This is a genomic window from Chitinophaga sp. YIM B06452, from assembly GCF_039655965.1.
Classification (GTDB): Bacteria; Bacteroidota; Bacteroidia; order Chitinophagales; family Chitinophagaceae; genus Chitinophaga.
Genome location: NZ_JAWLKY010000002.1, coordinates 1658786 through 1684988, shown reverse-complemented (window position 1 = coordinate 1684988; position 26203 = coordinate 1658786). Strand labels below are relative to the sequence as shown.

Here is a 26203-nt window from a genome sequence, read left to right as displayed (position 1 = left end):
CTAAGCTGAAGCACGGATGTCTATCACTTTCAGTTGAAGGGATACTGTTCCGTTCCATTCATTTTCTTCTACTGTGAAAACCAAATCAAAGGGTTTTTTGTGGTTGATGAGCTCGAATTTATCGGCCATGAAAAACCCTATTCCTGAGAATGATCCCCCATTCCGTTGTTTGACAGACAATTTCAGGTGCTCTTCTTTTACAATCTTTGAAAATCCTGTATCCATCAGGTTCCTGGCGAGGAAGACGGGCCGCAGGTTCTCCGGGCCCAGTGGTTCAAATTGCCGCATGATGTTGTAGAATGCGGGCGTTAGGTCAGCCAGGTTGATCTCCGTATCGATCACGATCTCCGGGATCAGCAGGTCCGGGTTGATGGTAGAGGCCACCACTTCTTCGAATTTGGCCTGGAAGGCGGTCACGTTTTCGGGCTTCAGCGTCATGCCGGCGGCGTAAAAGTGCCCGCCGTAATTCTCAAGGAGGTCCTTGCACTGGTGGATAGCTTCGTACACGTTAAACCCTGATACAGAGCGGGCGGAGCCGGCTACCTTGTCGTTGCTCTGCGTAAGTATGATGGTGGGCCGGTAATAATATTTATCGATCAGGCGGCTGGCTACGATGCCCACTACGCCCTTGTGCCAGTGGGGCTGGTAGAGCACGGTGGATTTGCGGCCATGCAGTGAAATATCATTCTGGATAATGCTCACTGCTTCCTGGGTAATGCTCATGTCTATCCCTTTCCTTTCCATATTGTCGCCATGCAGCATTTCGGCGAAAGCATACGCCTTGTCGAAATCCTTTTCAATGAAGAGGTTCACCGCTTTGCGCGCATCGTCCATCCGGCCGGCGGCATTCACGCGCGGGGCGATCACGAATACGAGGTTGGAAGTGGTTAGCTTTTCTTTCAGGTTGCTGAGCTGGATGAGCGCTTTAATGCCCGCGCTGGGCGTTTCGTTCACCTGTTTCACGCCATGGAAGGCGAGGATGCGGTTCTCGCCGGTCATGGGCACAATGTCTGCCGCAATGCTGGTGGCCACAAGGTCCAGGTAAGCATACACTTCCTGCATAGGCCGGCCTTTTTTCTGCGCGAGGGCGCTGATGAGCTTGAAGCCAATGCCGCAACCGCTCAGTTCCTTGTAGGGATAAGGGCAGCCTTCCTGCTTGGGATTGAGGATAGCCGCTGCAGGCGGCAGTTCCGGGTCGGGCAGGTGGTGGTCGCAGATAATAAAATCTATGCCGATGGATCTGGCATAAGTGATGTATTCAATGGATTTGATCCCGCAGTCCAGCGCAACAACGAGGGTGAAATCGTTGTCCCTGGCGTATTCGATACCCTGCATGGAAATACCGTATCCTTCGCGGTAACGGTGCGGGATATAGAATTCGATATTACTATAGAGGGATTGGAGAAAGCCGTATACGGTGGCAACGGCCGTAGTGCCGTCCACGTCATAATCGCCGTATATCAGGATCTTTTCCTGGCGGAAGAAGGCTTCTTCCAGGCGCGAAATGGCTTTGTCCATGTCCTTCATGATCCAGGGATCGTGAAGGTCTTCCAGGGAGGGACGGAAAAAATGTCTGGCCTCGTCATACTTTGTAATGCCGCGTTGAACCAGCAGCCGGCATAGGATGGGATGTATTTTCAAAGCTGACTGAAGCTGCTGCTCCTGTATTGGTTGATATTTTTTGACTGTCCAGCGTTTCTGCATGAAATTGTATTGGCGGGAATTGCTTCCTCTTGTTGGTTCTGACTTCTGTTGTAATATAAGGATGATTAGCGTATTTGCGCTAAAAGCGGGAAATTCTCCGGTATAGGGAGAGGAAACCTTAAAATTTCCGGTCCGTGGTAAACCTTACGAGCGTTTCGAGCCCCGCCCTGATATTGCTTTCGGGCAGTTCATGGAGAATGGCCAGGGCCTCGTCGCGGTATTGCAGCATTTTTTGCCGGGTATATTCGATCCCGCCGCTTTCTTTTACGATGGCAATTACTTCGTTGACCTTCTCTTTATCTTTATTATGATTTTTTACTATATTTATAATATGCCGGCGTTGTTCCCTGCTTCCGTGCTGGAGGGTATAAATGAGGGGCAGGGTCATTTTCTTTTCCCGGATGTCTATCCCTGTCGGTTTGCCGATATTGGCGGAACCGTAGTCAAACAGGTCGTCTTTGATCTGGAATGCGATACCGACCTTTTCGCCGAAGAGGCGCATTTTTTCGGTGAGGGTATCGTCTGCCGTGGTGCTCCAGGCGCCGGCCGCGCAGGCGGAGGCGAGGAGGGAAGCGGTTTTGCGGCGTATGATCTCAAAATAGATATCTTCTTTGATGTCCAGCTTGCGGGTTTTTTCGATCTGGAGCAATTCACCTTCGCTCATTTCCTTTACGGCCTGGGAAAGGATCTCGAGACTGCGGAAATCTTTGTTGCTGACGCTGAGCAACAGGCCTTTGGAAAGGAGGTAGTCGCCCACGAGCACGGCAATCTTATTTTTCCAGAGCGCGTTGATGGAGAAGAAACCGCGGCGTTCGAGGGAGTCGTCTACCACATCGTCGTGCACGAGGGTGGCAGTGTGTAAAAGTTCCACAAGGGCGGCGGCGCGGTAGGTATTTTCATTAATGCTGTTGGAGAATAACCTGGCGGAGAGGAGGACGAACATGGGCCTGATCTGCTTGCCCTTCCTTTTCACGATATAATGCATAATCCTGTCCAGCAGAGGAACATGGCTCTTCACTGCATCTGCAAACTTTCCCTCGAAATCTTGTAATTCCTTCCCGATCAGTTGTTTAATTTCCTCCATGGATATAATAAAAAGGTTTGCTAAGCTAGGCCTAAAATAGGACATTTTGCAAAATTGGCCCCGAATTTGTATACATTAGGTGGATGTTCTTTAAATTATACTCTAATATTGAGTCAGTTATCAATACAAATAAAATCGCAATAAAAATTTGTATATTCATTTAGGATTTTTACCTTTGCTTGGTAAAAAACGCGTTAATTGTAAAATCTTTAACAGTTTTTAAATAAAAAAACAATTATGGCAAGCAAAAAGTACTTACTACTGGCAGGTGCAATGACTCTTCTGGCAGCATCTCCTGGTTTTGCGCAGGTTAAACCCACATATGATGCCCTGGACTCCTCAAAAGTTTCGGCAAAGAATATGGCGCAATTTAACAGCTTCAGAAACAACCAATCCGACTACCCCGCTAAACCCCGTAACATGTGGGAACTTGGTTTCCACGGTGGTTACCACTTCATTAAAGGTGACGTAGCTGCTCTCCCCGGCTTCGGCGGCGGTATCTCCCTGAGAAAAGCTATCGGTCATACTTTCTCCATCAGAGGTGAATATACTGGTTCTTTCGACTATGGTCTGGATTACCAGCTGAAACCCAACAATGGTGGTTTTGCCGCTTACAATGCCACTGCTGCATTGAACAATGGCAACATCGTTCCTGCTTACAAAACGGCTACTCACCAGCTGTCCCTGGACTTCATCGCTTCCCTCAGCAACATCCTGTTCTACAAGGCTCAGCCTAAAGTGAACTGGTATGTATTTGGTGGTTACAGCATCCTGATGGCAGACGTTGACGTTGACGCTCTGAACGCTTCCGGCCAAGGTTACGATTACGGTGCAGCCGGCATCAACTTCAGCGGTAAAAAGAAAGACATCCGCAAGGCGTTGAAAGATTTCCATGACAAAGAATACGAACAAAACGCTCCCGCTCAGGGCAACCGCGTTCAGATCGGCCGTAACGACGACAACCAGCTGCTCCGTCACGCTGTTGACTTCGGTACTGGTATCGCTTTCAAAGTTTCTAAACGCTTCAACATAGGCATAGAAGAAAAACTGACCCTGCCCTTCGACGATTATCTGGACGGTTTCACCTCCGCTCAGTATGATAAAGGCCAGGATTTCTTCTCTTACACCAGCCTGCGTCTGAACTTCAACCTGGGTAACCCGAACAAACGCGTAGAACCCCTCTGGTGGGTTAACCCGCTGGACTTCGCCTACAACGAGCTGAACAGCCCCCGTCGCATGAAACTGCCGACTCCTGTTCTGCCTGATGCTGACGGCGACGGCGTAACTGACCAGTTCGACCGCGAACCCAACACCCCTGCCGGCGCACCTGTTGATTCTCACGGTGTAGCTAAAGATACAGACGGTGACGGTGTTCCTGACTACAAAGACAAACAGCTCATCACCCCGACATATTGCCAGCCTGTTGACGCTGACGGCGTAGGTAAATGCCCGGATCCTGAGTGCTGCAAGAACATGGTTCAGCAACCTGCATGCGCTAGCCTGGTATTCCCCAGCGTAGCCTTCAAAGGTTCTTCTACCAAAGTATCTTCCGACAACGAAGCCATCCTGAGCAGCGTAGCTAACACCCTGCGTCAGAACCCCTCTTGTAACGTACTGGTTACCGGTCACGCTGGTGCCAAAGGCAAGAAAGGCGGTGTTGACCTGAGCTCCCGCCGTGTGGATGCAGTGATCGACTACCTGGCTGAAAAACAAGGTATCGACCGCGGCCGCTTCATCAAACAAAACACTCCTGGCGAATCCAGCACTGTAGACTTAGCTCCTGCTAACTAATACAGACCGGATAACCACGGTAAATATTTCAGAACAGGCTGCTCAAACGAGCAGCCTGTTCGCTTTCAGGCATGTCCTGAAAATAAATCTCCTGCCGATTGAACCCCCGCCCCCCATTACCCGTTATACAATAACGCGTTTTTTACACTTGCAAATCCTGATTAATTATCACTAAATTTGACCAGCCTTAAACTTATACTGTTTTTAGCGTGGTAAAAGACTTCAATAAAGCTACCCTGGCCGGTCTGATTGTGGCGTTGGGTATCATCTACGGCGATATCGGTACCTCTCCGCTTTACGTGTTCAAAGCCATTGTTGGAACCAACGAGATCAGCGAACTGCTGGTGATCGGCGGCATTTCCTGCATCATCTGGACATTGACCCTTCAGACCACAGTCAAATATGTAATTCTCACGCTGAAAGCTGATAATAAAGGAGAAGGCGGTATTTTCTCACTGTACGCCCTGGTGCGGCGGCATGGCAAATGGACGGTCGTTTTCGGTATGATCGGCGGCGCCGCGCTGCTTGCAGACGGCATTATTACGCCTCCCATCACGGTCACCTCGGCCGTGGAAGGCTTGCGCACACTACCCGTTTTTAAAGACCTCGGCACCTGGACCATCGTAAAGATCGTGCTGGTGATCATCACACTGCTGTTTTTTATGCAGCAGTTCGGCACTATGTCTATCGGCAAAATGTTCGGCCCCATCATGGTCATCTGGTTCACTATGCTCGCCGTATTGGGCATAGCGCATATTGCGGACGACCTGTCCGTACTCAAGGCCTTTAATCCCTACTACGGCGTGAAGCTGCTGTTGCTTTACCCGCATGGTTTCCTGTTGCTGGGGGCGGTCTTTCTCTGTACCACGGGGGCGGAGGCCCTCTATTCGGACCTTGGCCACGTGGGCCGCGGCAACATCCGCGTTTCCTGGATATACGTTAAAATAGCGCTGATACTCAATTACCTGGGCCAGGGCGCCTGGCTGCTCACCCAGCAGGGCCAAACGTTGAACGGGGAAAATCCCTTCTTCCTGATCATGCCCGAATGGTTCGTGATCTTCGGGGTACTGATCGCTACCATCGCATCCGTTATCGCCAGCCAGGCCCTAATCTCCGGGTCGTTTACCCTCATCTCAGAGGCCATGCGCCTCAACCTCTGGCCCAAACTCAAGATCAATTACCCGACGGAACTGCGCGGGCAGCTGTATATCCCCGGCATCAACTTGATGCTGTTCGTGGGCTGCGTGTCCATCGTACTGCTGTTTAAAGAATCATCCGCCATGGAAGCGGCTTACGGGCTGTCCATCACCATTTGCATGCTGATGACCTCCTGCCTGTTCGCTTTTTATTTATATACCCGCCGCGTAAAACTCGCCTGGATCGCCGTGTACCTGGCCGTATACCTCACCATCGAGTTTTCTTTCCTGCTGGCCAATCTTGTGAAATTCACGCATGGCGGCTATGTGACCGTGATCGTGGCCGGCGCGCTCTTCCTCGTCATGTACGCCTGGTTCAGGAGCCGGAAGATCAAGAACCGTTACGTGGAATTTGTGCGGCTGGAAGATTACCTGCCCATCCTGCAGGAACTCAGCAACGACACGTCTATTCCAAAATACGCCACGCACCTCGTATACATGAGCAGCGCGGATAACCCGAAAGAAATCGAGCACAAGATCATCTACTCCGTTCTCAACAAAAAGCCCAAACGCGCCGATATCTATTGGTTTGTGCATGTGGATGTGGTGGACGAACCGTATATGAGCGAATACACCGTGCAGACCATCATTCCCAATGAAGTGATCAGGGTGGAATTCAGGCTTGGCTTCAGGGTGGAGCAAAGGATCAACCTGATGTTCAGGATGGTGGTGGAAGATATGGTGCGGAACAAGGAAGTGAACATCACCAGCCGCTACGAATCCCTTAGCAAAAACAACGTGGTGGGCGACTTCCAGTTCATCGTGATGGAAAAATTCCTTTCGCACGATAACGACCTGCCCCTGCACGAACGGATCATCATGCGGATATACTTTATGCTCAAAAAGATCGGGCTGTCTGAAGAACGCGGTTTCGGGCTTGATTCCAGCTATGTGACCATTGAGAAATTCCCGCTGGTGGTGGCGCCTGTGACCAACCTGCAGCTCAAGCGCGTGCAGGACAGGTACCGCTACGATATCGAATAGAATGGGTTTGCATGAAAGCGCAATAGATATTATATTGTGAGCTTCCAAACATGCTACTCGTTATGCTTAAACACGTCTTTGCCACGGGCCTGTCCCTGGCGTTTACCCTGACTTTACATGCCCAAAACGGCGTTTCGGCCGATTACAAGGAACTGAAAGACCCGCGTGAAGTGGACCATGCGGCCTGGCGGAGTGTTCGTGCCGGCATGAATGTGGCCTTCGGCAGCGCCGATGTAAGGTACGACAAGATCTTCGCCCCCGAATCCCGCTCCCTGCGCTCATCCTGGAGCACAAAGGCCTGGAAGGGCGAGAAGGTACATACACAGTTCCTGCTCTGGTCTACCCTCCCGGAAACCGGCGTCAGCATCGTGACCAGTACGCTCAAAGACAAAAATGGCAACGTGATCCCTTCAGGGGTCATTACCACGGGTTTTGTGCGGTATGTGATGACTGATGAGCTGAACAGTGAAGGTGGCGGATGCGGGCACCGCAAGCCCGGTCAGTTTGATTCTTCCCTCGTGGCAGACGGTATCGATTTTATCAAAAGCATCAATATGGAGGCGCACACCACACAGCCCGTCTGGCTGAGCGTGGCCGTGCCGCCGCAAACGCCCGCCGGTACCTATTCCGGCAGCATCCAGGTGAAAACAGCCAGGGGAGCCGTTATGAGCAGCCTGGAATACGAGATCACTGTGCTGGACCGTGCGCTTCCCCAGCCGAAAGACTGGGCCTTCCACCTGGATCTCTGGCAAAGCCCCTACGCCGTCGCCCGCATGCACAACACGCCGCTGTGGAGCAAAGCGCATTTCGAGGCGATGAGACCTTACATGAAGATGCTGGCCAACGCCGGACAGAAAGTGATCACCACCAGCATCATTTACGATCCATGGAACAGCCAGACCGAAGACATTTACGGCGACATGGTGAAGTGGACCAAAAAGAAAGACGGTTCCTGGAACTTCGACTATACCGTGTTCGACCAATGGGTAAGTTTCATGCAGGAAATGGGCATCAAAAAAGAGATCGCCTGCTTCAGCATGATCCCCTGGAACCTGAAATTCTATTACTTCGATGAAAGCACCGGTAAAAACGAAGTGCTGGTAGCCAAACCCGGCACCGCTGAATACGACAATCACTGGCGCCCCATGCTGGCGGACTTTGCCAAACACCTGAGGTCAAAAGGCTGGTTCGACATTACCTGCATTGCCATGGACGAGCGGCCGATGGAGGCCATGCAAAGCGCCATCAAGCTGATACGCAGTGTGGATAAGGATTTCAAAGTCTCCCTCGCCGGCAACTACCACAAAGAACTGGTGAACGACATCTTTGATTATTGTGTAGCCTCCGGCCAGGATTTTACCAAAGAAGAAAGAAAATGGCGCCTGGAGAAAGGCTGGCCTACCACGTATTACACTTGCTGTTCCGAAGGTTTCCCCAATACCTTCACCTTTTCGCCGTTGGCCGAATCCGCATGGCTGGGCTGGCATGCCGCCGCAAAGAATTACACCGGCTACCTGCGCTGGGCGTTCAACTGCTGGGTGAAAGAGCCTTTGCAGGATTCGCGTTTCCGCACCTGGGCTGCGGGCGATACCTATCTCGTATATCCCGGCCCGCGCTCTTCCATGCGCTTCGAAAGAATGATAGAAGGCATACAGGCGTATGAAAAGATCCGTATTCTGAAAGCAGAAGGGAAGGGCCCTCAGCTGGAAAAGATATTGTCAACTTTCGAGATCAATGCATTGAAAGCAAAGAAGGCGGGAGATATGGTGGACGCGGGAAATGCAGTACTGAACTCGCTTTAAGCGCATAAAAAATCCTCCGAAGAGTCGGAGGATTTTTTTTAACACAACTAAAAAACAATCAAACTAATTTTCTTTTTGTTGCATCAGTCGGGTTTTTTGCCATCCAGGAAGGTGTTGATCGTGTTGATCTCCGCCTGGTCGTTTTGCCCGTTGCCAACGGTGTAGCTGGAGTAGAAGTGTTCGGCGGAGCCGGCACCATTATCCAGGTTCACATTCCGGCGAAGGTATGCCGGCACATTTTCGATCTCCTGGTTGTTTTCCATATTCTTCACGTTGAAGCTGATGCTGCGTAATTTCGCCACCCTTTCCATTTGCTTGCGTTTTTGCTCTTCCTGCTGTTCGTCCAGCAGCTGCTGGGGCTGCGGTTGCGCCTGCTGCTGTGGTTGAGCGGGTTCCGGTTCGGGGGCGGTCTCTTCTTTGTACACCATTTTCATTTCATCCTGCTGGTTATTGTTCACCGGTTCCACGTAGATGTTGGAAGGGCGGTTCAGGTAACCTCCGGAGGAGCTGCCTGCCGGTGCAGAGGGCTGCTGCTGGGCCTGTTGAACAGGTTGTGGCTGCGCCTGCTGAATGGGTTGCGGCTGTGCCGGCTGTTGGGGCTGCGCGGGTTCTTCTACCGGCTCAATGTTGAGCGTATAGGTTTCGCGCGGCGGCGCCGGCGGTACAAAGGCTGCTGTAGGTGCGGGATGGGCCACCTGCGGTTCTACGAGCTTCGGCGCCATCACGTCTTTGATCTCTTCGTCGGGCTCGTCGGAAAAGAGCATGGCCTGGCTGTTCATTTTCTTTTCGTCGCCTTCCTGGCCGAGGGTCATCACGATCTTCGGCTCTTCTTTCACGGGCTGGGCGGCCACGCTGCCGGAAGGTTTCTGCTGCTGGATGGGGTTCTGCTCAAAGCCGGTGGCAATGATGGTAACGCCCAGGTTGCGCTCCAGCGACTGGTCGTAGCCCACACCGAGGATCACGTCGCAATCCTCGCCCGCCATGCTTTGCACGTAGGCCTGGATGGTGTCCATTTCGTCCAGCGTATGCTCAAACTCGCCTTCGGCGGAAGAGATATTGATAAGGATCCATTTGGCTCCTTTGATGTCGTTGTCGTTCAGCAGCGGGGAAGTAAGCGCTTCCTCGATGGCTTTCTGCGCGCGGTATTCGCCTTCGGCCACTGCTGCGCCCAGGATGGCCACGCCGCCGTTGCGCATTACAGTGCAGACGTCCGCAAAGTCAACATTGATCTGGCCGGTGCTGTTGATCACGTCAGTGATGCACTTGGCAGCGGTAGCCAGCACGTTGTCTGCCTTTTCGAATGCGGCCTTGAATTTCAGGTCGCCGAATTTCTGGCGGAGCTTATCGTTGGAAATGATCAGCAGGGTATCCACATAATCTTTCAGGCGGTTGATGCCTTCTTCCGCCTGCTGCATCCTCTTCTTCCCTTCGTAAGAAAAGGGAGTGGTAACGATGCCGACAGTGAGGATGCCCAGCTCCTTGCATATCTTGGCAATGATGGGTGCGCCGCCGGTGCCGGTGCCGCCGCCCATGCCTGCGGTGATGAACGCCATCTTGGTATTCACCTCCAGTATCTTTTTGATTTCTTCAAAGGATTCTTCCGTTGCCTGCTCGCCGATCCGGGGATTGGCGCCGGCTCCCAAACCCTGTGTGAGGTGTGGCCCCAGCTGTACCTTGTTCGGTACGGGACTGTTTGCAATTGCCTGTGCATCGGTATTGCAGATAATGAAGTTCACCCCCTCGATGTTCTGGCTGAACATGTGGTTCACCGCATTGCTACCACCGCCACCAATGCCTATCACTTTGATGATGGAGGATTTTTCCTTTGGAAGATCAAAATGTATCATGACTCTTTCTCTTTAAATGGGTTAGTATTGGTGTACCGTTTTCCTACGCTACTATTTTTGATCGTGTTTTTTAAAAAATTGATTATTCATGCAACAATCACGCCACGCTGCGGCTGTTACAGCTTTGCGTCTTCCTCTTCGGTGAACATGTCGATGATCTTCGTTTTCATCCTGTCCAGGAAACCTTTGAGGGAAGCGTTCCTTTCGGCTGCTTTCCTGTGCTGGCGCGCATCTGCTGTTTCTTCAGGCTGTTCGTCTTCTGTCCATTCTTCGCCATCTTCTGCCAGGCGGGAAGCTTTTTCTTTCGCGAAGTAGCTGGTGTTGATCTTCACGTAATTTTCTTCCAGTGCGCGTTTATCGTTTTCGTAATCGTTGTATCCTTTCAGGATGAGGCCAACGCAGGTGGCATACATGGGCTTGGTAAGCTCGTCTGTATGGCCGCTTGCCAGGTGCTCGTTCGGGTAGCCGATGCGTGCGCTTACGCCGGTGGTGTATTCCGTGAGCTGGATCAGGTGTTTCAGCTGGGAACCGCCGCCGGTGAGGATGATGCCTCCGTTCAGCATCTTGTTGTCCATCCCGATCTGTTTGAGGTGGTATACCACGAAATCGAGTATCTCGCTCATCCTGGCCTGGATGATGTGCGCGAGGTTCTTCACCGAAATTTCTTTCGGGCTCTGGCCGCGCAGGCCGGGAATAGTGATGTATGCGTTGTTCTTGGCCTCGTCTGCCAGGGCGTAACCGAACTGTACCTTCATTTGTTCAGCCTGTGTTTTCAGCACACCCAGGCCGTTCTTAATATCGTTGGTGATGTTTTCGCCACCATAGGGGATCACAGCGGTATGTTTCAGTACGCCTTCGTAGAACACGGCCAGGTCGGTTGTGCCGCCACCGATGTCCACGATCGCAACGCCGGCTTCAAAGTCCATATCGCACATAACAGCCGCGGCGGATGCAAGCGGTTGCAGCACGAGGTCTTTGATGCGCAGGCCGGATTTCTCCACGCTGCGGTTGATGTTACGGATGGCGTTCTTGTCGCCGGTAATGATGTGGAAGTTCGCACCCACTTTCACACCGCTCATCCCGATGGGATAGGTGATGTTCTGCAGGCTGTCCACGATATATTGCTGCGGGATCACGTCAATGATCTGGTCGCTGGCGGGGATCACGGTTTTGTACTGGTCGTTGATCAGCTGGTCGATGTCCTTCTGGGAAATTTCCGCATCGGTATCGTTGCGCACAATGTCTCCGCGGGTTTGAAGGCTTTTGATATGGTGACCGGCGATGCCTACGTATACTTCGTTGATCTCGAGGTTTGGATTGGATGCATAGCAGTTCTCAAGCGCCTGGCGGATGGCCTTGATAGTTTGATCGATGTTGAGCACCATGCCGTGCTGCACACCAAATGATGGGGCTTTCCCGAATCCGAGGATTTCCAATTTCCCGTATTCATTCTTCCTTCCTGCGATGGCTGCTATCTTCGTGGTACCAATGTCGAGACCTACAATGATGGGAGCTTCCTGATTCATGGTTCTTTATTGTTTTTAGTTGCGATTACGTTGATTAGGTTTACTATACACTGCTTTGGGCGTTGGGCCGGAATTCCGGCTGGCTGGCCTGGCAATGGGTCTGGAAGCGGGTTTTACCGGTTTAACTGGCTTTGCAGCCGGTTTTGGTTTTTCAACCGCCGGTTTATCCGCTGGCTTGGGGTTCGTTACGGCTGCCGGTGGCGCCAGGTCTGCATCCATCGTTACGTCTGCAATGGATGAATCCCGGTACATCGGCGGCGGGGGAGCGCTCTTTCCATCTCTGCGTGTTCCGATCACTTCTTCATGATACGCTATGTTTATCCGTGAATAAGTATTCCAGCCTGCCTTGCTTAATCCTTCGCGGTAGAAGATCAGCAGTTTGGAAAATTTAGTGTCTATATCTGTACCATCCCCGAATACGATCACATGATCGCCGAGTTTGGGGGTGATCTCGAATTTCCTGTCGCCCGTGATCATCACCTGCTCTACCTGCGCATTCCAAAATGTATCGGCGGAGATGAAACGCGCCATGTCGCCGATCTGCGCATACAGCAGGCTGTCTTCTTTCCGGAGCTGCACCGCGTCGGTGGGGAAGCCGGTGAACACGGGCACCCTGGCGGAAAAACGGTCAGACACCGGGATGCGTTCGCCCTGTTCGTCAAGGTAAAAGCTGCTGCCCGAGAAGGTGAACACCCGCGCTACGGGATCGCGCTGCACCACGTTCACGTTGAGGACGTCCTGGTTGTCCAGGTACAGTTCCGCGGAGCGCACCCAGGGATCGCTTTCCACCACGCGTTCCAGGTTGGCCAGGTTGATCTGGCTGATGGGCGTGCCCACGGGGTTCTGGCTCTTATCGTTGACGATCAGTTGTTTGATGTCTTTTTCATTGATGAATGCATTCCGGTCGTCGCCCCGGAGGGTAACGTGAATGCCTTTACACTTTTCACTTTCCTTGTCATGCACCGCGGCCGCCAGCAGCACGGCAAAGCCGGCCAGCACGCCGCTCCAGAGGAGCACGAGGCCGATGCGTTTGAGGGCTGTTTTGGTTTTAGGTTGCATGTTCTAAATCAGTTTTTATCAGTTCAATATTTCAGTCAATGGTTCGCGCAGCAGGTCTATATCTCCTGCGCCCGCGGTGATCAACAGTTCCGGCCGGTGGCTGCGGATCCAGTCCGGCACGGCGTTCCTGTCCATGATGGTCACTTCAGGCCCTTTGATCTTTTCCGCGATCATTTCGCTGGTCACGCCTTCTATCGGCAGCTCGCGCGCCGGGTAGATAGGCAGCAGTATCACTTCATCCGCCAGCGACAAGGTTTCTGCGAAGCCTTCGGCAAAGTCGCGGGTGCGGGTGAAGAGGTGGGGCTGGAAAATGACCGTGCACTTCTTTCCCCTGAAAAGGGTTTTGGCGCCGGTGATCAATGCCCGCAGCTCTTCCGGGTGATGTGCATAATCGTCGATGTATACGATGCGGTCGTTTTTTACCAGGTAATCGAAGCGGCGGCGGATGCCTTTGAAATCGCCCACGGCTGCGCGGATCTTTTCGTTGCTGATGCCGAGCAGGTGTGCCACACCAATGGCCGCTACCGCGTTCTCCACGTTGTGCATGCCGCCCAGGTGCAGCTTTACGTTGTCTATGATCCAGTCCTGCCGCACTACGTCGAATTCATAGCCGCCGTTTTCCATCCGGATGTTGGTGGCATAGATATCCGCCGCATCGTTCTGCAGGCTGTAAGTGATCTGGTGGTCACCTTTCAGCTCAGCGCCGCGCGGCAGGCCATGCCTGGCGAGCAGGGTGCCGTTCGGCTTGATGTTGCCGCTGTATTCAATGAACGCTTCTTCCACGGCCTGTTCTGTGCCGTAGATGTCCAGGTGGTCCGGATCCATGGCGGTAAGCACGGCGATATCCGGGCTCAGCTTCAGGAAGGAGCGGTCGTATTCGTCGGCTTCTATTACCGCAACGGCCTTTTCGCTGCTCCAGAAATTTTTGCCGTAGTTGGAGCTGATGCCGCCCAGGAAAGCGTTGCAGCCGTAACCGGAATGGCGCAGCAGTTGCGCGATCATAGTGCTCACGGTGGTTTTACCGTGGGTGCCGGCCACGGTGATGGCAAACAGCTCGCGGGTGATCTCCTGGAGCACATCGCTGCGTTTTACCACTTCATAACCGTTTTCACGGTAGAACACGAGTTCTTTCTGTGAAGCCGGTATGGCAGGTGTATACACCACCAGGTCTGCCGCACGGTCTATCTGCTCCAGGTCTTCCGAATAATGAATGCGGATGCCTTCGGCTTCGAGCTGCTGCGTGAGCAGGGTGGAGGTACGGTCGTAGCCGCTCACCGCCGCGCCCTTCTCGTTGAAGAAACGCGCAATGGCGCTCATACCGATGCCGCCGATGCCTATGAAATAGATCCTATGTATCTTCTTTAGCTCCATCCGGGGATAAATATTATCTGATCAGTCCGAGCACGGCCCGGGCGATCGTCATATCTGCGTTTGCATTGCCCATGGGGGCAATGTTCGTTTCTAATTTTTCCATCAGCGCTTTGTTTTGCACCAGGCTGAGCGCTTCATTGGCCAGCCGGGAAAACGCTTCATCGTCTTTGATCATCAGCGCGGCCTGTTTGTGCACCAGGCTGAGCGCGTTCTGCGTCTGGTGGTCTTCGGCGGCGAATGGGTACGGCACGAAGATGGACGGCTTCTTCACCACGCAAAGCTCGGCAATGGCCAGGGCGCCCGCGCGGGAGATCACTGCATCGGCGGCTTTGTAAGCAAAGTCCATCACGTTGATGAAGTCGTACACTTTCACATGCGTGCTGAACGGTGCGGCGGCGGATTTGGCCTGTTCGTAGAACAGTTTGCCGGTTTGCCAGATCAACTGCACATCCTTGTTCACAAACTCCGCCAGGTGGGGGAGCAGCGCTTCGTTGATGGACTTGGCACCCAGGCTGCCGCCTACGGCCAGTATGGTGGGTTTACCCATCATCAGCCCGAAGTGGCGGAGCGCTTCGTCTTTCGTAACGGCGCTTTGCGTGATAGCGCCGCGAACGGGGTTGCCGGTGTAGAGGAGTTTTTCAGCGGGGAAGAACTTCTCCATTCCTTCATACCCTGTGCATATTTTTTCTGCCTTTCGGCCGAGTATCTTGTTGCTTTTGCCGGCCCAGGAATTTTGTTCCTGTATCAGCGTGGGAATACCCCGGCGCTGCGCCTGGCGAAGGACGGGGAAGCTGGCATATCCGCCAACGCCCACGGCCACATCAGGCTGGAAGCGGTTCAGCACGCCCTTGGCCTGGTTCAGGCTTTTCAGCAGCTTGAACGGCAGCAGCAGGTTCCTGAGCATGTTGCTGCGGTTGAAACCCGCGATCTCCAGGCCTTCTATCGGGTAACCCGCCTGCGGCACCTTTTCCATTTCCATTTTGCCCCTGGCGCCTACGAACAGGATATCGATATCCGGCTCCAGCTTGCGGAGGGCATTGGCAATGGCAATGGCCGGGAAGATGTGACCTCCTGTTCCGCCGCCTGCTATGATTACTTTATGTGCCAAGTTCAAAAATATTATTCCTTTATGCGGCAACTGCAGGATTGGTAACCTCCTGCTTCGTGCCTATTTCTTCAACATTCCTTGATACGCTCAAAATGATGCCGATGGCGAGACTCGTAAATATCACCGAAGAACCGCCCATGCTCACTAACGGAAGCGTTAAACCCGTTACCGGCAGCAGGTGAACGTTCACCGCCATGTGCATCAGCGCCTGTATCACCAGCGTCACACTCAGGCCCAGGGCCAGGAATGCGCCGAAGGCATAGGGGCAGTTCTTGAAGATCCTTATGCTTCGCAGGAGCAGGATCAGGTACGCGCCCAACACCAAAAAGGCGCCAAAGATACCATACTCTTCAAGAATAATTGCATAAATAAAGTCCGAATAAGGGTGCGGCAAAAAATTTCTTGCCGTACTGTTACCAGGGCCTTTTCCCAGCGTTCCGCCGCCTGCGATGGCGATCATGGATTGCTGCACCTGGTAGGGTACATCGCTTTCTTCGTTGCTGAAAAAACTTTCAACACGCTTCTCCCAGGTTTTGGTACGCCCTTCCATCCCCGTCACCTTCGCGATGAGGAACATCAGCAATACCAGTACGATCGCGCCGCCTACCATGCCGAGCAGGAATTTCAGCGGCACGCGGCCGATGAAACACAGCAGCATGCAGCTGGCGCCGAGCAATAGCGCGGTACTCATGTTCGCCGGCATGATCAGCGCGCAGATGATGCCCACGGGCACGATGATCGGGAGGAACCCTTTCCTGAAATCCGTGATCACCGCCTGCTTCCGGCTCAGCTGCCGGGAAACGTACATGAACAGCGCCAGCTTCGCGATGTCGGAAGTCTGGAACGTGAGGTTGATCACCGGCAGCCTGATCCAGCGGCTGGCGTCGTTCAGGTTGGAACCGAACGCCAGGGTATAGACCAGCAGCGGGATAGACACCAGGAACCCGATCTGCGCCACGCGTGAGTAAATGGTGTAATTCACCCGGTGCGCGAAGTAAATGATCAGGATGCCCAGCACGAGCACACTCAGCTGCTTGAACAGGTAATATTCCGTATGCCCGCTGTAAACGCGGTATGCCAAAGAGCCGGTTGAACTGTATACTGCCAACAAGCTTACCGCAGACAGGAAGAACACGATCGTCCAGATCACCTTGTCACCTTTCGTCCTTTGAAGTAAGTTGTTCACGTTGTTCGTTTAAATGATTAAAGTTCTCTCACTGCCTCCTTGAACTGGCGGCCTCTCTCTTCGTAATTCTTGAAGAGGTCGAAGCTGGCGCAGGCGGGGGAGAGCAATACCACATCGCCTTTGCTGGACAGTTGGAAAGCCGCCGCTACAGCGTCTTTCATGTTGTCGGTGTTTACCATCACTTCCATGTCTTTAGACAGGGCTTCGTGAATAGGGCGGTTATCTACACCCAGGCAAACGATCGCTTTTACTTTTTCCCTTACCAGGTCGCGAATGGCGCTGTAATCATTGCCTTTGTCCACACCGCCCATGATCAGTATCACGGGGCGTTCCATGCTTTCCAGCGCAAACCATACGGAATTGACGTTGGTAGCTTTGCTGTCGTTGATAAAGTCCACACCACGCACGGTTGTCACATATTCCATCCGGTGCTCCAGGCTCGAAAAAGTGCTGAGGCTTTCGCGGATCTTTTCTTTCCGTATATCCATTGTGCGGCCTGCTATGCCTGCTGCCATTGAATTGTATAAGTTATGCTTACCTTTTAAAGCCAGGTCGTACATAGACATAATTACCGGTTCATCCTTCACCTGAATGTTCAGCTGGTCGTTTGCTATAAATCCTCCTTCGTTCAATGGTTCCATAATGCTAAAAGGTATTGGTTCTGAAAAAATGGGTTTTGTCTCTAAATATTTCCTGATCTCAGGATCGTCTTTACAATAAATAAAATAATCTTCCTTCGTTTGATTCATGGCTATGCGGAATTTCGACGCCACATAGTTCTCCATTTTATAATCATAGCGGTCCAGGTGATCGGGCGTGATATTCAGCAGGATCGCCACATCCGGCTTAAATTCCACGATATCGTCCAGCTGGAAACTGCTGATCTCGATGATGTAATAGTCCGCGGGCTCCGTAGCCACCTGCCTGGCGTAGCTCACTCCAATGTTCCCCACCAGCGCGGCGTTCAGCCCGGCGGTGCGGAAAATATGGTGGGTGAGCGCCGTGGTGGTGCTTTTCCCGTTGCTTCCCGTGATGGCAATGATCTTTTGCTCTTTACTGAAACGCCAGGCCAGCTCTATCTCCGATATCACCGGCGTCCCGCGTTCCCGCACTTTTTTCATCAGCTCGCTTTTTTCCGGTATGCCCGGGCTCTTCACGATCTCATCCGCGCCAAGTATAATGTCCCAGGAATGGTGGCCTTCCTCGAAAGGAATATGGTTCACCGCCAGTTCCTGTTTATAGATATCCTTTATCTGCCCGCCGTCCGACACAAATACGTCGAACCCTTGTTTTTTCCCCAGCAGGGCCGCACCTATTCCGCTTTCTCCGGCACCAAGTATAACGAGTCGCATTATCTCATTTTTAAAGTGGCGATTGCAAATACCACGCACATCACGGTCACGATCCAGAAACGCACGGCTATCTTGCTTTCATGGTAACCGAGCTTCTGGTAATGGTGGTGCAGCGGGCTCATGAGGAACACGCGGCGGCCTTCGCCATACTTCCTTTTCGTGTATTTGAAATAGGTCACCTGTATCATCACGCTGAGGCTTTCCACGAAAAACACGCCGCATATAATGGGCAGCAACAATTCTTTTCGCACGATGATCGCCAGGGAAGCAATGATGCCGCCCAGGGCAAGACTCCCGGTGTCGCCCATGAAAACCTGCGCCGGGTAAGCGTTGTACCAGAGGAAGCCCACGCATGCGCCCACGAACGCGGCGATGAAAATGGACAGCTCGCCGAGGTTCGGGATGTACATAATGTTCAGGTACTCCGCCAGCAGGATGTTGCCGCTCACGTAAGCAAATATGCCCAGTCCTATGCCGATCACGGCCGAAACGCCCGTTGCGAGCCCATCCAGCCCGTCCGTCAGGTTGGCGCCGTTGGATACAGCTACGATGATCACGATCACGATCAGGATATACAGCACGAAAGTGTATTTCTCCGCGCCGGGTATCCAGGAGATCAGCCTTGCATAGTTGAATTCATGATTTTTTACGAAAGGGATCGTGGTGATGGGCGTTTTTACGTCCACGAACTTATGCCCGTCTTCCGTTACCCTTTCGGTGCTGCTGATCACTCTTTCGTAGGGCGCCAGCTTTTTGCCGGTCATCACCTCCCGGCTCATCACCACGTTGTCGTTGAAATACAGCGTGGTGCCGATGATCAGCCCCAGGCCAACCTGGCCAAGGATCTTGAACTTACCGGCAAGCCCTTCTTTATTTTTCTTGAATACCTTGATGTAGTCGTCGATAAACCCGATGAGGCCCAGCCAGATGGTAGAGAGCAGTATCAGGAGGATGTATACGTTCATCACCCGGGCAAACAGCAGGGTGGGGATCACGATGGCAGACAGGATGATGAGGCCGCCCATGGTGGGAGTGCCTTTTTTGGTTTGCTCGCCCGCCAGGCCCAGGTCGCGGATGGTTTCCCCGATCTGCTTGCGCTGCAGGTAACGAACGATCCTTTTACCGAGCAGTAACGAGATCACGAGAGACAGCAGTAACGCCATCGTAACGCGGAACGTGATGTACTGCCACATTCCGGTGCCGGTGTAGTTGAATTCTGTTTTGAGATAATTGAAAAGATAGTATAACATAAAAACGGATCGTGATCTGGTTATTTTTCTAAAAGGCTGAATAATTCTGTCAATACCTGTTTATCGTCGAACGGGTGTTTCACTCCTTTGATCTCCTGGTATTTTTCGTGGCCTTTCCCGGCCACGAGAATGATGTCTTCCTGCTGCGCAAAGCTCACCGCTGTTTTGATGGCTTCTTTGCGGTCGGCGATCGAAATGGTTTTGCGGCGCTGATGCACGGCTACGCCTGTTTCCATCTGCCGGATGATCTCCTGCGGGTCTTCCGAGCGGGGATTGTCCGAGGTGAATATCACCCGGTCGCTGTGTTCCGCCGCCACTTGGCCCATCACGGGACGTTTGGCGGTATCCCTGTCGCCGCCGCAGCCTACTACGGTAATGATCTGCTCATGTCCTTCGCGGAGGTTCTTGATCGTGGCGAGCACGTTCAGCAGGGCATCAGGCGTATGCGCGTAGTCCACGATGCCGATCACACGGAGGTTTTTTGAAACGATGTAATCGAAACGGCCTTCGGCGCCCTGTATGTCGCTGAGGGCGGCCAGCACTTCGTCTTTATCTTTACCCAGCAGCACGGCCGCGCCGTACACTGCCATAAGGTTGTATGCGTTGAATTCGCCGATGAGCCGGAAATGCACTTCCCTTTCGCCTACCTGCATGATGAGGCCGGTGAGGTTGTTTTCCAGGATCTTGCCTTTGAAATCGGCCATGGTGCGGAGGCTGTAAGTGGCCTTGCGGGCTTTGGTGTTCTGCAGCATCACGTTGCCGCGCTTGTCGTCCAGGTTGGTGAGGGCGAAAGCGGTGGCGGGGAGGCCGTCGAAGAAAGCCTTTTTCACCCGGATGTATTCGTCGAATGTTTTATGGTAGTCCAGGTGGTCGTGCGTGATGTTGGAGAAGATGCCGCCGGCAAACTTCAGCCCCGCGATCCTTTGCTGGTGAACGGCGTGGGAGCTTACTTCCATGAAGGCGTAATCGCAGCCCTGCGCCACCATGTCCGCCAGCAGGGCATTCAGGCTCACGGGGTCGGGCGTGGTATGGGTGGCGGGAATGATATTGTCCCCGATCTGGTTCTGCACGGTGCTCAGCAGTCCGCAGGTATGGCCGAGGCGGGTGAACAGGCGGAACAGCATCGTGGCGATGGTGGTTTTGCCGTTGGTGCCGGTTACGCCTACCAGTTTCAGCTGGTTGGAAGGATTGTCGTAGAAGTTACCTGCCATCACGCCGGCAGCCTGATGGCTGTTGCTGACCTGCACATAACAAACATCCGGCGAAATAGTATCCGGCACGGTTTCGCAGACAACGGAGGCAGCGCCCTGGCTGATGGCCTTGGAGATGAAGTCGTGCCCGTCTGCTGCAAGGCCGCGGATGGCAATGAAAGCATCGCCCGGCCTGATCTGGCGGGAATCTATATGCAGGGCGTGAATGGCAATGTCATTATTGCCGAGCACCTGCACGATGTTTACATTGTATAATATTTCCCGCAGCGTTTTCATAATTTATACTCCATCAGCTTAATTCAATAATGATCGTCTGTTCCTTCCCGATGCTGGTGCCTCCGGGCAGTGACTGGCTGGTCACCCTTCCCGCTCCTTTGATCACTACGCGCAGCCCTGCGTTTTCCAGCAGGTAAAGCGCGTCTTTCAATCCCATTCCCTTCACATCCGGCACAGTGCCAGCCGCGGCTTTAATCGGTTCGAAGCTCAGCTTGTTGCCTTCAACGGCTGCGCTTACCCAATTGGATGCCGTCAGGCTTCCCTGCCAGGGCAGGTTGAGCGCGCGTGCCACGCTGCGCCATTCGCTGCCTTTGCCGTTCTTGATAGCCATCAGCGTATCCAGGCCGCCGGCCTGCTGCACCGGCAGCGGCTTCTGCACAGCCAGCGCATATAATTTATCCGCCACTTCCCTGAACACAGGACCAGCTACAGAGCCGCCGTAGAACTTAGCGGCATGCGGCTTGTTCTTGATCACCACCACACAGGTGTATTGCGGATCGTCTGCCGGGAAGTAACCCGCGAAAGACGATTGATAGATCTTGTCTACATAACCGCGGTTGCCATTGGCTACCAGCGCAGTGCCCGTTTTGCCGGCGAAGCGGTAATAGGGTGTTTGCAGTTTGGCGGCCGTGCCGTTCAGTACTACGCCTTCCAGCATATCTTTCAGGCTCCTGAGCGTGCGGGCGGAGCAGATGCTGTCCATCAGCACCACCGGTTCAAACTGTTTCACGGGTTGACCGTATTCCATGACGCTGTTCACCAGGTAAGGCTTCATCATTTTGCCGTTGTTGGCTACGGCGTTATACAGCATGGCCGTTTGCAGCGGGCTTTGCAGCACTTCGTAACCGAATGCCATCCAGGGCAGGGTAACGGCGCTCCAGCTCTTGTTTTCCGTTGTTTTGATGCGCGGTGTGCCTTCGCCTGTGAGGTCTATGCCGGTCGGTTTGTCCAGGTGCAGCCTTTTGAGGTGGGCGGAAAAATCGTTTGGCTTTTTATAATAATACTGGTAGGCGAGCTTTGCCATGCCCACGTTGGAGCTGCGTTCGAATGCCTTTTTAACGGTCACGGTGGTAAAATGATGAGGCTCCGAATCGTACACTACCCGGCGGTTGATGGGCCAGCGGCCGTAGTTCAGGTCTACCATGGAGTTGGGCGTTACGAAGCCGTCTTCCAGTAGCGCGATCATGGTGGCCAGCTTGAAGGTGGAGCCGGGCTCGCCTACATGGAGGGCGTAGTTCTGGTCTTCCCAGTAGCTGCCGTCTTTCTGGCGGCCGAGGTTGGCAATGGCTTTCACTTTTCCGGTCTTCACTTCCATGAGGATGCAGGTGCCGTGTTCTGCTTCGTTGGAGATCATCATTTTCATGAGGGCGTTCTCCGCGATGTCCTGCATGTTCACGTCCAGGGTGGTGATGATGTCTTTGCCGTTTTCCGGTTCAATGTCGTAGCCTTCCACGGGCATATAGGTGCCGCCGGCGATGCGGCGCATGAGGCGTTTGCCGGTCACGCCGCTGAGGCTTTCGTCGTAAGTCCTTTCCAGGCCTACGTTCTGCGCGTTTTCGCGGGAGAGGCCGATGGTGCGGTTGGCGAGGAGCTTGAAGGGGTTGATGCGTTTATTTTTCGTTTCAACGATCAGGCCGCCCTTGTTGCGCCCGAGGCGGAAGATGGGGAAGGTGCGGAGCTGCTGGTATTCGTCGAAGCGGATGTTGCGTTTCAGTAAAAAATAGCGGTCCTTTTCCTTGAACCCCTCTTTCAGCAGTTTTTTGTAGGCTGCCGCAGGTTTGTCCATGAAAAGTTCCGCCAGGCGGGTGGAGAGGGAATCTACGTTCTCTTCGGTGAAGGTGGGCTTCTTGGGATCATGCAGCCCGTCTGCCCCGAAGTCTATCCTGATATCGAAATAGGGGATGGAGGTGGAGAGCATGCGGCCTTCTTCGGAATAGATGGTGCCGCGGTCTGCATCCAGGTCCATGAACTCGGTGTGCAGACTGTCGGACATGCTGCGCCAGTAATCGCCCTGGATGTGCTGGATAAAGAAAACCCTGCCCAGGATGGCCACAGCAAATACGCCCATGCCAATGAGGCAAAGATATGCTCGCCATAGTATGTCCTTCTTGATCTCCATGCCGGGTTAGGTCAGTATCGTTTTATTTGTTATTCCTCGGTTTTCGTTTTCACTTCAATGCGTTGCGGCGGGGTGCTCAGTTCTTTCAGGCCCAGCTGCTCCACGGCTTTGCTCACTTCGCTCAATTTGCTGCGGAACATCAGTTCGCTTTTCACGCTCAGGTATTCCCATTTCAGTTCCTTGATCTCGCGGCTCAGTTTGTTGATGCGGCGTACTTTCTTTTCCGCGAGATGGCTGTTGGCGATGTACACCAGTGCGATCACGGCGAGGAAAAGCAGGAAAGGCAGGTTCCTGGTGATCAGCTGGTAGTTGATCCGCAGGCGCCACTCTTTCCTGGGCTCCCGGGCAAGATCTTCCGGGATCAAATCTTCCTGTATGTGCTTTTCTTCTTCCTGCAACGCTTACAAGGTTTACGACAGTTTATCCGCAATAATTTTTCTCAGTAACCAGGGGATAGGATGGAAGTAACAGTAACGGCTATATTTTTTCAGCGACCCTTAATTTGGCGCTCCTGCTGCGCGGGTTGGCCCGCAATTCCGCTTCACCTGCCGTTACGGGCTTTTTAGTGATCAGTTTGAATAGTTTGGGCGGGGTTTCAAAGCTGTACGGGTTTTCATCCGCTGCTTCGAAGGCGCCTGCTTTCATATAGTTCTTCACCAGCCTGTCTTCCAGCGAATGGAAGGTGATGATGGCCAGCTTGCCGCCCGGCTTCAATACCTGCGACGATTGCGTGAGCAGGTCTTTGAGGGCGCCCAGTTCGTCGTTTACCGCTATCCGCAGGGCCTGGAAGACCTGTGCGAGGTATTTTGCGGGGTTGCCTTTCACGATAGGCTGTATGAGTGATTTGAATTCGCCGATGGTGCGTAAGGGGTGCGCTTTCCGCAGCTGTACGATCGTTTTGGCCAGGGTACGGGAGTTGGTCACTTCGCCATAGTCCTGGAAGACCTGGTGCAGGTGCTGCTCGGAGTAGGTCTGGAGCACGTCCGCGGCGGTCAGGCTGTTGCGCGTGTCCATCCGCATGTCCAGGTTCCCGTCGAAGCGGGTGGAAAAACCCCTGGCCCCGGTGTCGAACTGGTGGGAGGAAACCCCGAGGTCCGCCAGCAGCCCGTCTGCTTCCAATGCCTTGTGCAGCTTGAGAAAGCGGTGCAGGTGCCGGAAATTCTCCCGTACGAAAGTCACCCGCTCATCCACGATCCGGTTGCGGTAGGCGTCCTCATCCTGGTCGAACACAATAAGCCTGCCCTGCGGGCCCAGTTTTTCAAGGATGGCCCTGGAATGGCCGCCACCGCCGAATGTCGCGTCCACATAGGTTCCGTCTGCACGGATATCCATATTGGCCACCACTTCGCGGAGGAGAACGGGCAGGTGATACTGTGAAGGTTCCATATGCGCCGTTTTACAATCCAAGGTTTGGCCCATCGCCCCCCGTCATAACCTGTTGAGCCAGATCGCTGAAGGCTTCCGGTGAAAAATTATCAAAGAACTCCTGGTATTTCTGTTTATCCCAGATCTCAATTTTGTTGTTGGCCGCCGTGAGCACAATGTCCTTGTCCAGCCCGGCATGCGCCATCAGGTTCTTGGGGATGTTCAGCCTGCCTGCGCTATCCAGCTCCAGGATGGTGGCCCCGTTCAGAAAATAGCGGCGGAATTCCCTAACTTTCGGATCAAAATCGTTCAGTTTGCCGATCTTCTCCTGGATAGGTTGCCACTCGTTCATCGGGTACAACGTCAGACATTTCTCAAACCCACGGTTCAGCACGAACTGGTTACCCGCACTTTCTGCGATCTGCCGTTTAAATCCGGCAGGGAGCAGGAAACGCCCTTTCGCGTCCAGCGTTGCTTCATATTCACCTAAAAATCCCGTCATGCTGAGTTTTAGTACCTGATTTCCATTTTCTAACACAAAATAACACTTTTTCCCACTTTTAACCGAAAAAATGTATTATATATTTTTTCCACAGAAGTATAATGCCTGTAAGCCCGACTTTGAAGCCTGTTGTTTAGGGCGGGATGTGAATAGATGCGAGTTATGTGTGGATAAAATGTGAACAATGTGAGTAAAAATGTTGACAACTCTGAAAGGGCTCATTTTCACCATTTTTGCAAAATTTTAACTGCCCCTTTCTTCTTTGCTACCTTTATTTGCTTTTAATTCGTACCTTCGCGACTCTTTTTTATGAGGAAAATTCTCTTATATACCGGCCTGCTGGCCCTTATCATCAGCTCCGCCTCCTGTAACCGGGAACTGCGGAGGATCGAAAAAAGCAACGACCTGGAAAAGAAACTTGCGTACGCCGACAAGATGTACGAAAAGAAAAAATACCAGATGGCGCAGACTTTATACGAGGAGATGATCCCCATTTTCAAAGGCACCGACAAGTTCGAAGGCCTGTATTATAAATATGCCTACTGCTCTTTCTATCTGAAAGACTACACCCAGGCCGCTTTCCATTTCAAAAACTACCTGGAAGCGCTGCCCAGCAGCCCCCGGGCCATGGAGATCGACTACCAGCAGGCATATTGTTATTACAAGCTCTCGCCCAAAGTGCCGCTGGACCAGACCAACAGCATGAAAGCCATCGCCGCCATGCAAACCTTCATCAACACCTATCCCAATTCCGACAAAGCCGCGGAAGCCAACGTGGTGATAGACCTGCTGAGAAGGAAACTGGAACAGAAAGAGTACAACGCTGCCGAACTGTACTATAACCTCGGCCACTACAAAGCCGCCGGCGTGAGCTTCAAAAGCCTGATGAGGGCATACCCCGATTCAGATAAAAGCGACAGCTACAAGTACATGGCCATCAAAAGCTATTACCTGTACGCCAAAAACAGCGTGTATTACAAACAGAAAGAACGCTACGAAACCGTTTTAACAGAGTACCTGGAGTTTTCAGACCGCTACCCGACCAGCAAACTGAAGCCGGATGCCGAAAAATACTTTACCTTAGCAAAAAATAACATCAAATCCCTGGAAAATGAGCAAAATAAAGAGAAGTCTAACCAGTAGCATAAACCCCTGGGTAGAAACCAGGAACACCACCGATATCAAGAACAGGACCGGTAACCTGTACGAATCGATTGCCATTATTGCCAAAAGGGCAAACCAGATCAATATTACCGTAAAGGAAGAACTGCATTCCAAACTGGAAGAGTTCGCCAGCCATACGGACAACCTGGAAGAAGTGCATGAGAACAAGGAGCAGATCGAGATCTCCCGTTTTTACGAAAGACTGGCCAATTCCGCCATCCAGGCTACCAATGAGTTCCTGGACAACAAGATCTACTTCCGTAAGAACGACGACGATCTGTATAGCTGATCCTCATCGGTTATCGA

Annotated in this window: 20 protein-coding genes; 5 read left to right on the top strand and 15 right to left on the bottom strand. The window is 52.8% G+C overall.

The annotated features are described in order from the left end of the window. Together recJ and R3I13_RS16800 are read right to left on the bottom strand one after the other, a co-directional pair. On the bottom strand, nucleotides 1-1704 hold the full coding sequence (gene recJ, locus R3I13_RS16805) for a single-stranded-DNA-specific exonuclease RecJ (protein WP_346319113.1): 1704 nt from the start codon (nucleotides 1702-1704) through the stop codon (nucleotides 1-3). Between the two features lie 118 nt (nucleotides 1705-1822). Next, on the bottom strand, nucleotides 1823-2788 hold the full coding sequence (locus R3I13_RS16800; RefSeq protein ID WP_346319112.1) for a polyprenyl synthetase family protein: 966 nt from the start codon (nucleotides 2786-2788) through the stop codon (nucleotides 1823-1825). Between the two features lie 420 nt (nucleotides 2789-3208). Between R3I13_RS16800 and R3I13_RS16795 the strand changes: the two genes are divergently transcribed. The 3 genes from R3I13_RS16795 to R3I13_RS16785 all read left to right on the top strand — a co-directional run bounded on the left by R3I13_RS16795 (nucleotide 3209) and on the right by R3I13_RS16785 (nucleotide 8561). Continuing rightward, nucleotides 3209-4579, top strand: coding sequence for an OmpA family protein (locus R3I13_RS16795; protein ID WP_346319111.1), 1371 nt, complete (start codon nucleotides 3209-3211; stop codon nucleotides 4577-4579). 209 nt (nucleotides 4580-4788) lie between these two features. Beyond that, entirely contained in the window at nucleotides 4789-6759 is a 1971-nt protein-coding gene (locus tag R3I13_RS16790) for a KUP/HAK/KT family potassium transporter (RefSeq protein WP_346319110.1), read from the top strand. Between the two features lie 62 nt (nucleotides 6760-6821). Beyond that, the gene (locus tag R3I13_RS16785; RefSeq protein WP_346319109.1) at nucleotides 6822-8561 is read left to right on the top strand and encodes a glycoside hydrolase domain-containing protein; all 1740 of its coding nucleotides are present in this window, start codon (nucleotides 6822-6824) and stop codon (nucleotides 8559-8561) included. Nucleotides 8562-8644: 83 nt separating this feature from the next. Here R3I13_RS16785 and ftsZ read toward each other — a convergent pair whose 3' ends face one another. The 13 genes from ftsZ to mraZ form a co-directional block, all read right to left on the bottom strand. Next, nucleotides 8645-10408 (bottom strand): cell division protein FtsZ, encoded by a 1764-nt coding sequence (gene ftsZ, locus R3I13_RS16780; protein ID WP_346319108.1) that lies wholly within the window; start codon nucleotides 10406-10408, stop codon nucleotides 8645-8647. Nucleotides 10409-10524: 116 nt separating this feature from the next. Next, the gene (ftsA, locus tag R3I13_RS16775) at nucleotides 10525-11934 is read right to left on the bottom strand and encodes a cell division protein FtsA (protein WP_346319107.1); all 1410 of its coding nucleotides are present in this window, start codon (nucleotides 11932-11934) and stop codon (nucleotides 10525-10527) included. 15 nt (nucleotides 11935-11949) lie between these two features. After that, nucleotides 11950-12993, bottom strand: coding sequence for a hypothetical protein (locus tag R3I13_RS16770; RefSeq protein WP_346319106.1), 1044 nt, complete (start codon nucleotides 12991-12993; stop codon nucleotides 11950-11952). A gap of 18 nt (nucleotides 12994-13011) precedes the next feature. Continuing rightward, nucleotides 13012-14364: a UDP-N-acetylmuramate--L-alanine ligase gene (murC, locus tag R3I13_RS16765; RefSeq protein WP_346319105.1), complete on the bottom strand. Its 1353-nt coding sequence runs from the start codon at nucleotides 14362-14364 to the stop codon at nucleotides 13012-13014. A 13-nt stretch (nucleotides 14365-14377) separates the two neighbouring features. Further along, on the bottom strand, nucleotides 14378-15472 hold the full coding sequence (gene murG / locus R3I13_RS16760) for an undecaprenyldiphospho-muramoylpentapeptide beta-N-acetylglucosaminyltransferase (RefSeq protein ID WP_346319104.1): 1095 nt from the start codon (nucleotides 15470-15472) through the stop codon (nucleotides 14378-14380). A 19-nt stretch (nucleotides 15473-15491) separates the two neighbouring features. After that, nucleotides 15492-16658, bottom strand: coding sequence for an FtsW/RodA/SpoVE family cell cycle protein (locus R3I13_RS16755; RefSeq protein WP_346319103.1), 1167 nt, complete (start codon nucleotides 16656-16658; stop codon nucleotides 15492-15494). Nucleotides 16659-16675: 17 nt separating this feature from the next. Then, nucleotides 16676-18010, bottom strand: a complete 1335-nt coding sequence (gene murD, locus R3I13_RS16750) for a UDP-N-acetylmuramoyl-L-alanine--D-glutamate ligase (protein WP_346319102.1) — start codon at nucleotides 18008-18010, stop codon at nucleotides 16676-16678. After that, nucleotides 18010-19260: a phospho-N-acetylmuramoyl-pentapeptide-transferase gene (mraY, locus tag R3I13_RS16745; RefSeq protein WP_346319101.1), complete on the bottom strand. Its 1251-nt coding sequence runs from the start codon at nucleotides 19258-19260 to the stop codon at nucleotides 18010-18012. The genes murD and mraY overlap by 1 nt, the downstream gene beginning before the upstream one ends. Before the next feature lie 20 nt (nucleotides 19261-19280). Further along, complete coding sequence (locus tag R3I13_RS16740; RefSeq protein WP_346319100.1) at nucleotides 19281-20747, bottom strand: UDP-N-acetylmuramoyl-L-alanyl-D-glutamate--2,6-diaminopimelate ligase; 1467 nt, start codon at nucleotides 20745-20747, stop codon at nucleotides 19281-19283. A 13-nt stretch (nucleotides 20748-20760) separates the two neighbouring features. Then, the gene (locus R3I13_RS16735; protein ID WP_346319099.1) at nucleotides 20761-22866 is read right to left on the bottom strand and encodes a penicillin-binding protein; all 2106 of its coding nucleotides are present in this window, start codon (nucleotides 22864-22866) and stop codon (nucleotides 20761-20763) included. A gap of 29 nt (nucleotides 22867-22895) precedes the next feature. After that, nucleotides 22896-23264 (bottom strand): FtsL-like putative cell division protein, encoded by a 369-nt coding sequence (locus R3I13_RS16730; protein WP_346319098.1) that lies wholly within the window; start codon nucleotides 23262-23264, stop codon nucleotides 22896-22898. Nucleotides 23265-23343: 79 nt separating this feature from the next. Then, nucleotides 23344-24252: a 16S rRNA (cytosine(1402)-N(4))-methyltransferase RsmH gene (rsmH, locus tag R3I13_RS16725; protein ID WP_346319097.1), complete on the bottom strand. Its 909-nt coding sequence runs from the start codon at nucleotides 24250-24252 to the stop codon at nucleotides 23344-23346. A 10-nt stretch (nucleotides 24253-24262) separates the two neighbouring features. Continuing rightward, nucleotides 24263-24733: a division/cell wall cluster transcriptional repressor MraZ gene (gene mraZ, locus R3I13_RS16720; RefSeq protein WP_346319096.1), complete on the bottom strand. Its 471-nt coding sequence runs from the start codon at nucleotides 24731-24733 to the stop codon at nucleotides 24263-24265. A 309-nt stretch (nucleotides 24734-25042) separates the two neighbouring features. Between mraZ and bamD the strand changes: the two genes are divergently transcribed. Both bamD and R3I13_RS16710 read left to right on the top strand, forming a co-directional pair. Beyond that, the gene (bamD, locus tag R3I13_RS16715) at nucleotides 25043-25876 is read left to right on the top strand and encodes an outer membrane protein assembly factor BamD (protein ID WP_346319095.1); all 834 of its coding nucleotides are present in this window, start codon (nucleotides 25043-25045) and stop codon (nucleotides 25874-25876) included. Next, the gene (locus R3I13_RS16710; protein ID WP_120518593.1) at nucleotides 25845-26186 is read left to right on the top strand and encodes a DNA-directed RNA polymerase subunit omega; all 342 of its coding nucleotides are present in this window, start codon (nucleotides 25845-25847) and stop codon (nucleotides 26184-26186) included. Before bamD ends, R3I13_RS16710 begins: the two co-directional genes overlap by 32 nt. The last annotated feature ends 17 nt before the right edge of the window (nucleotides 26187-26203 follow it).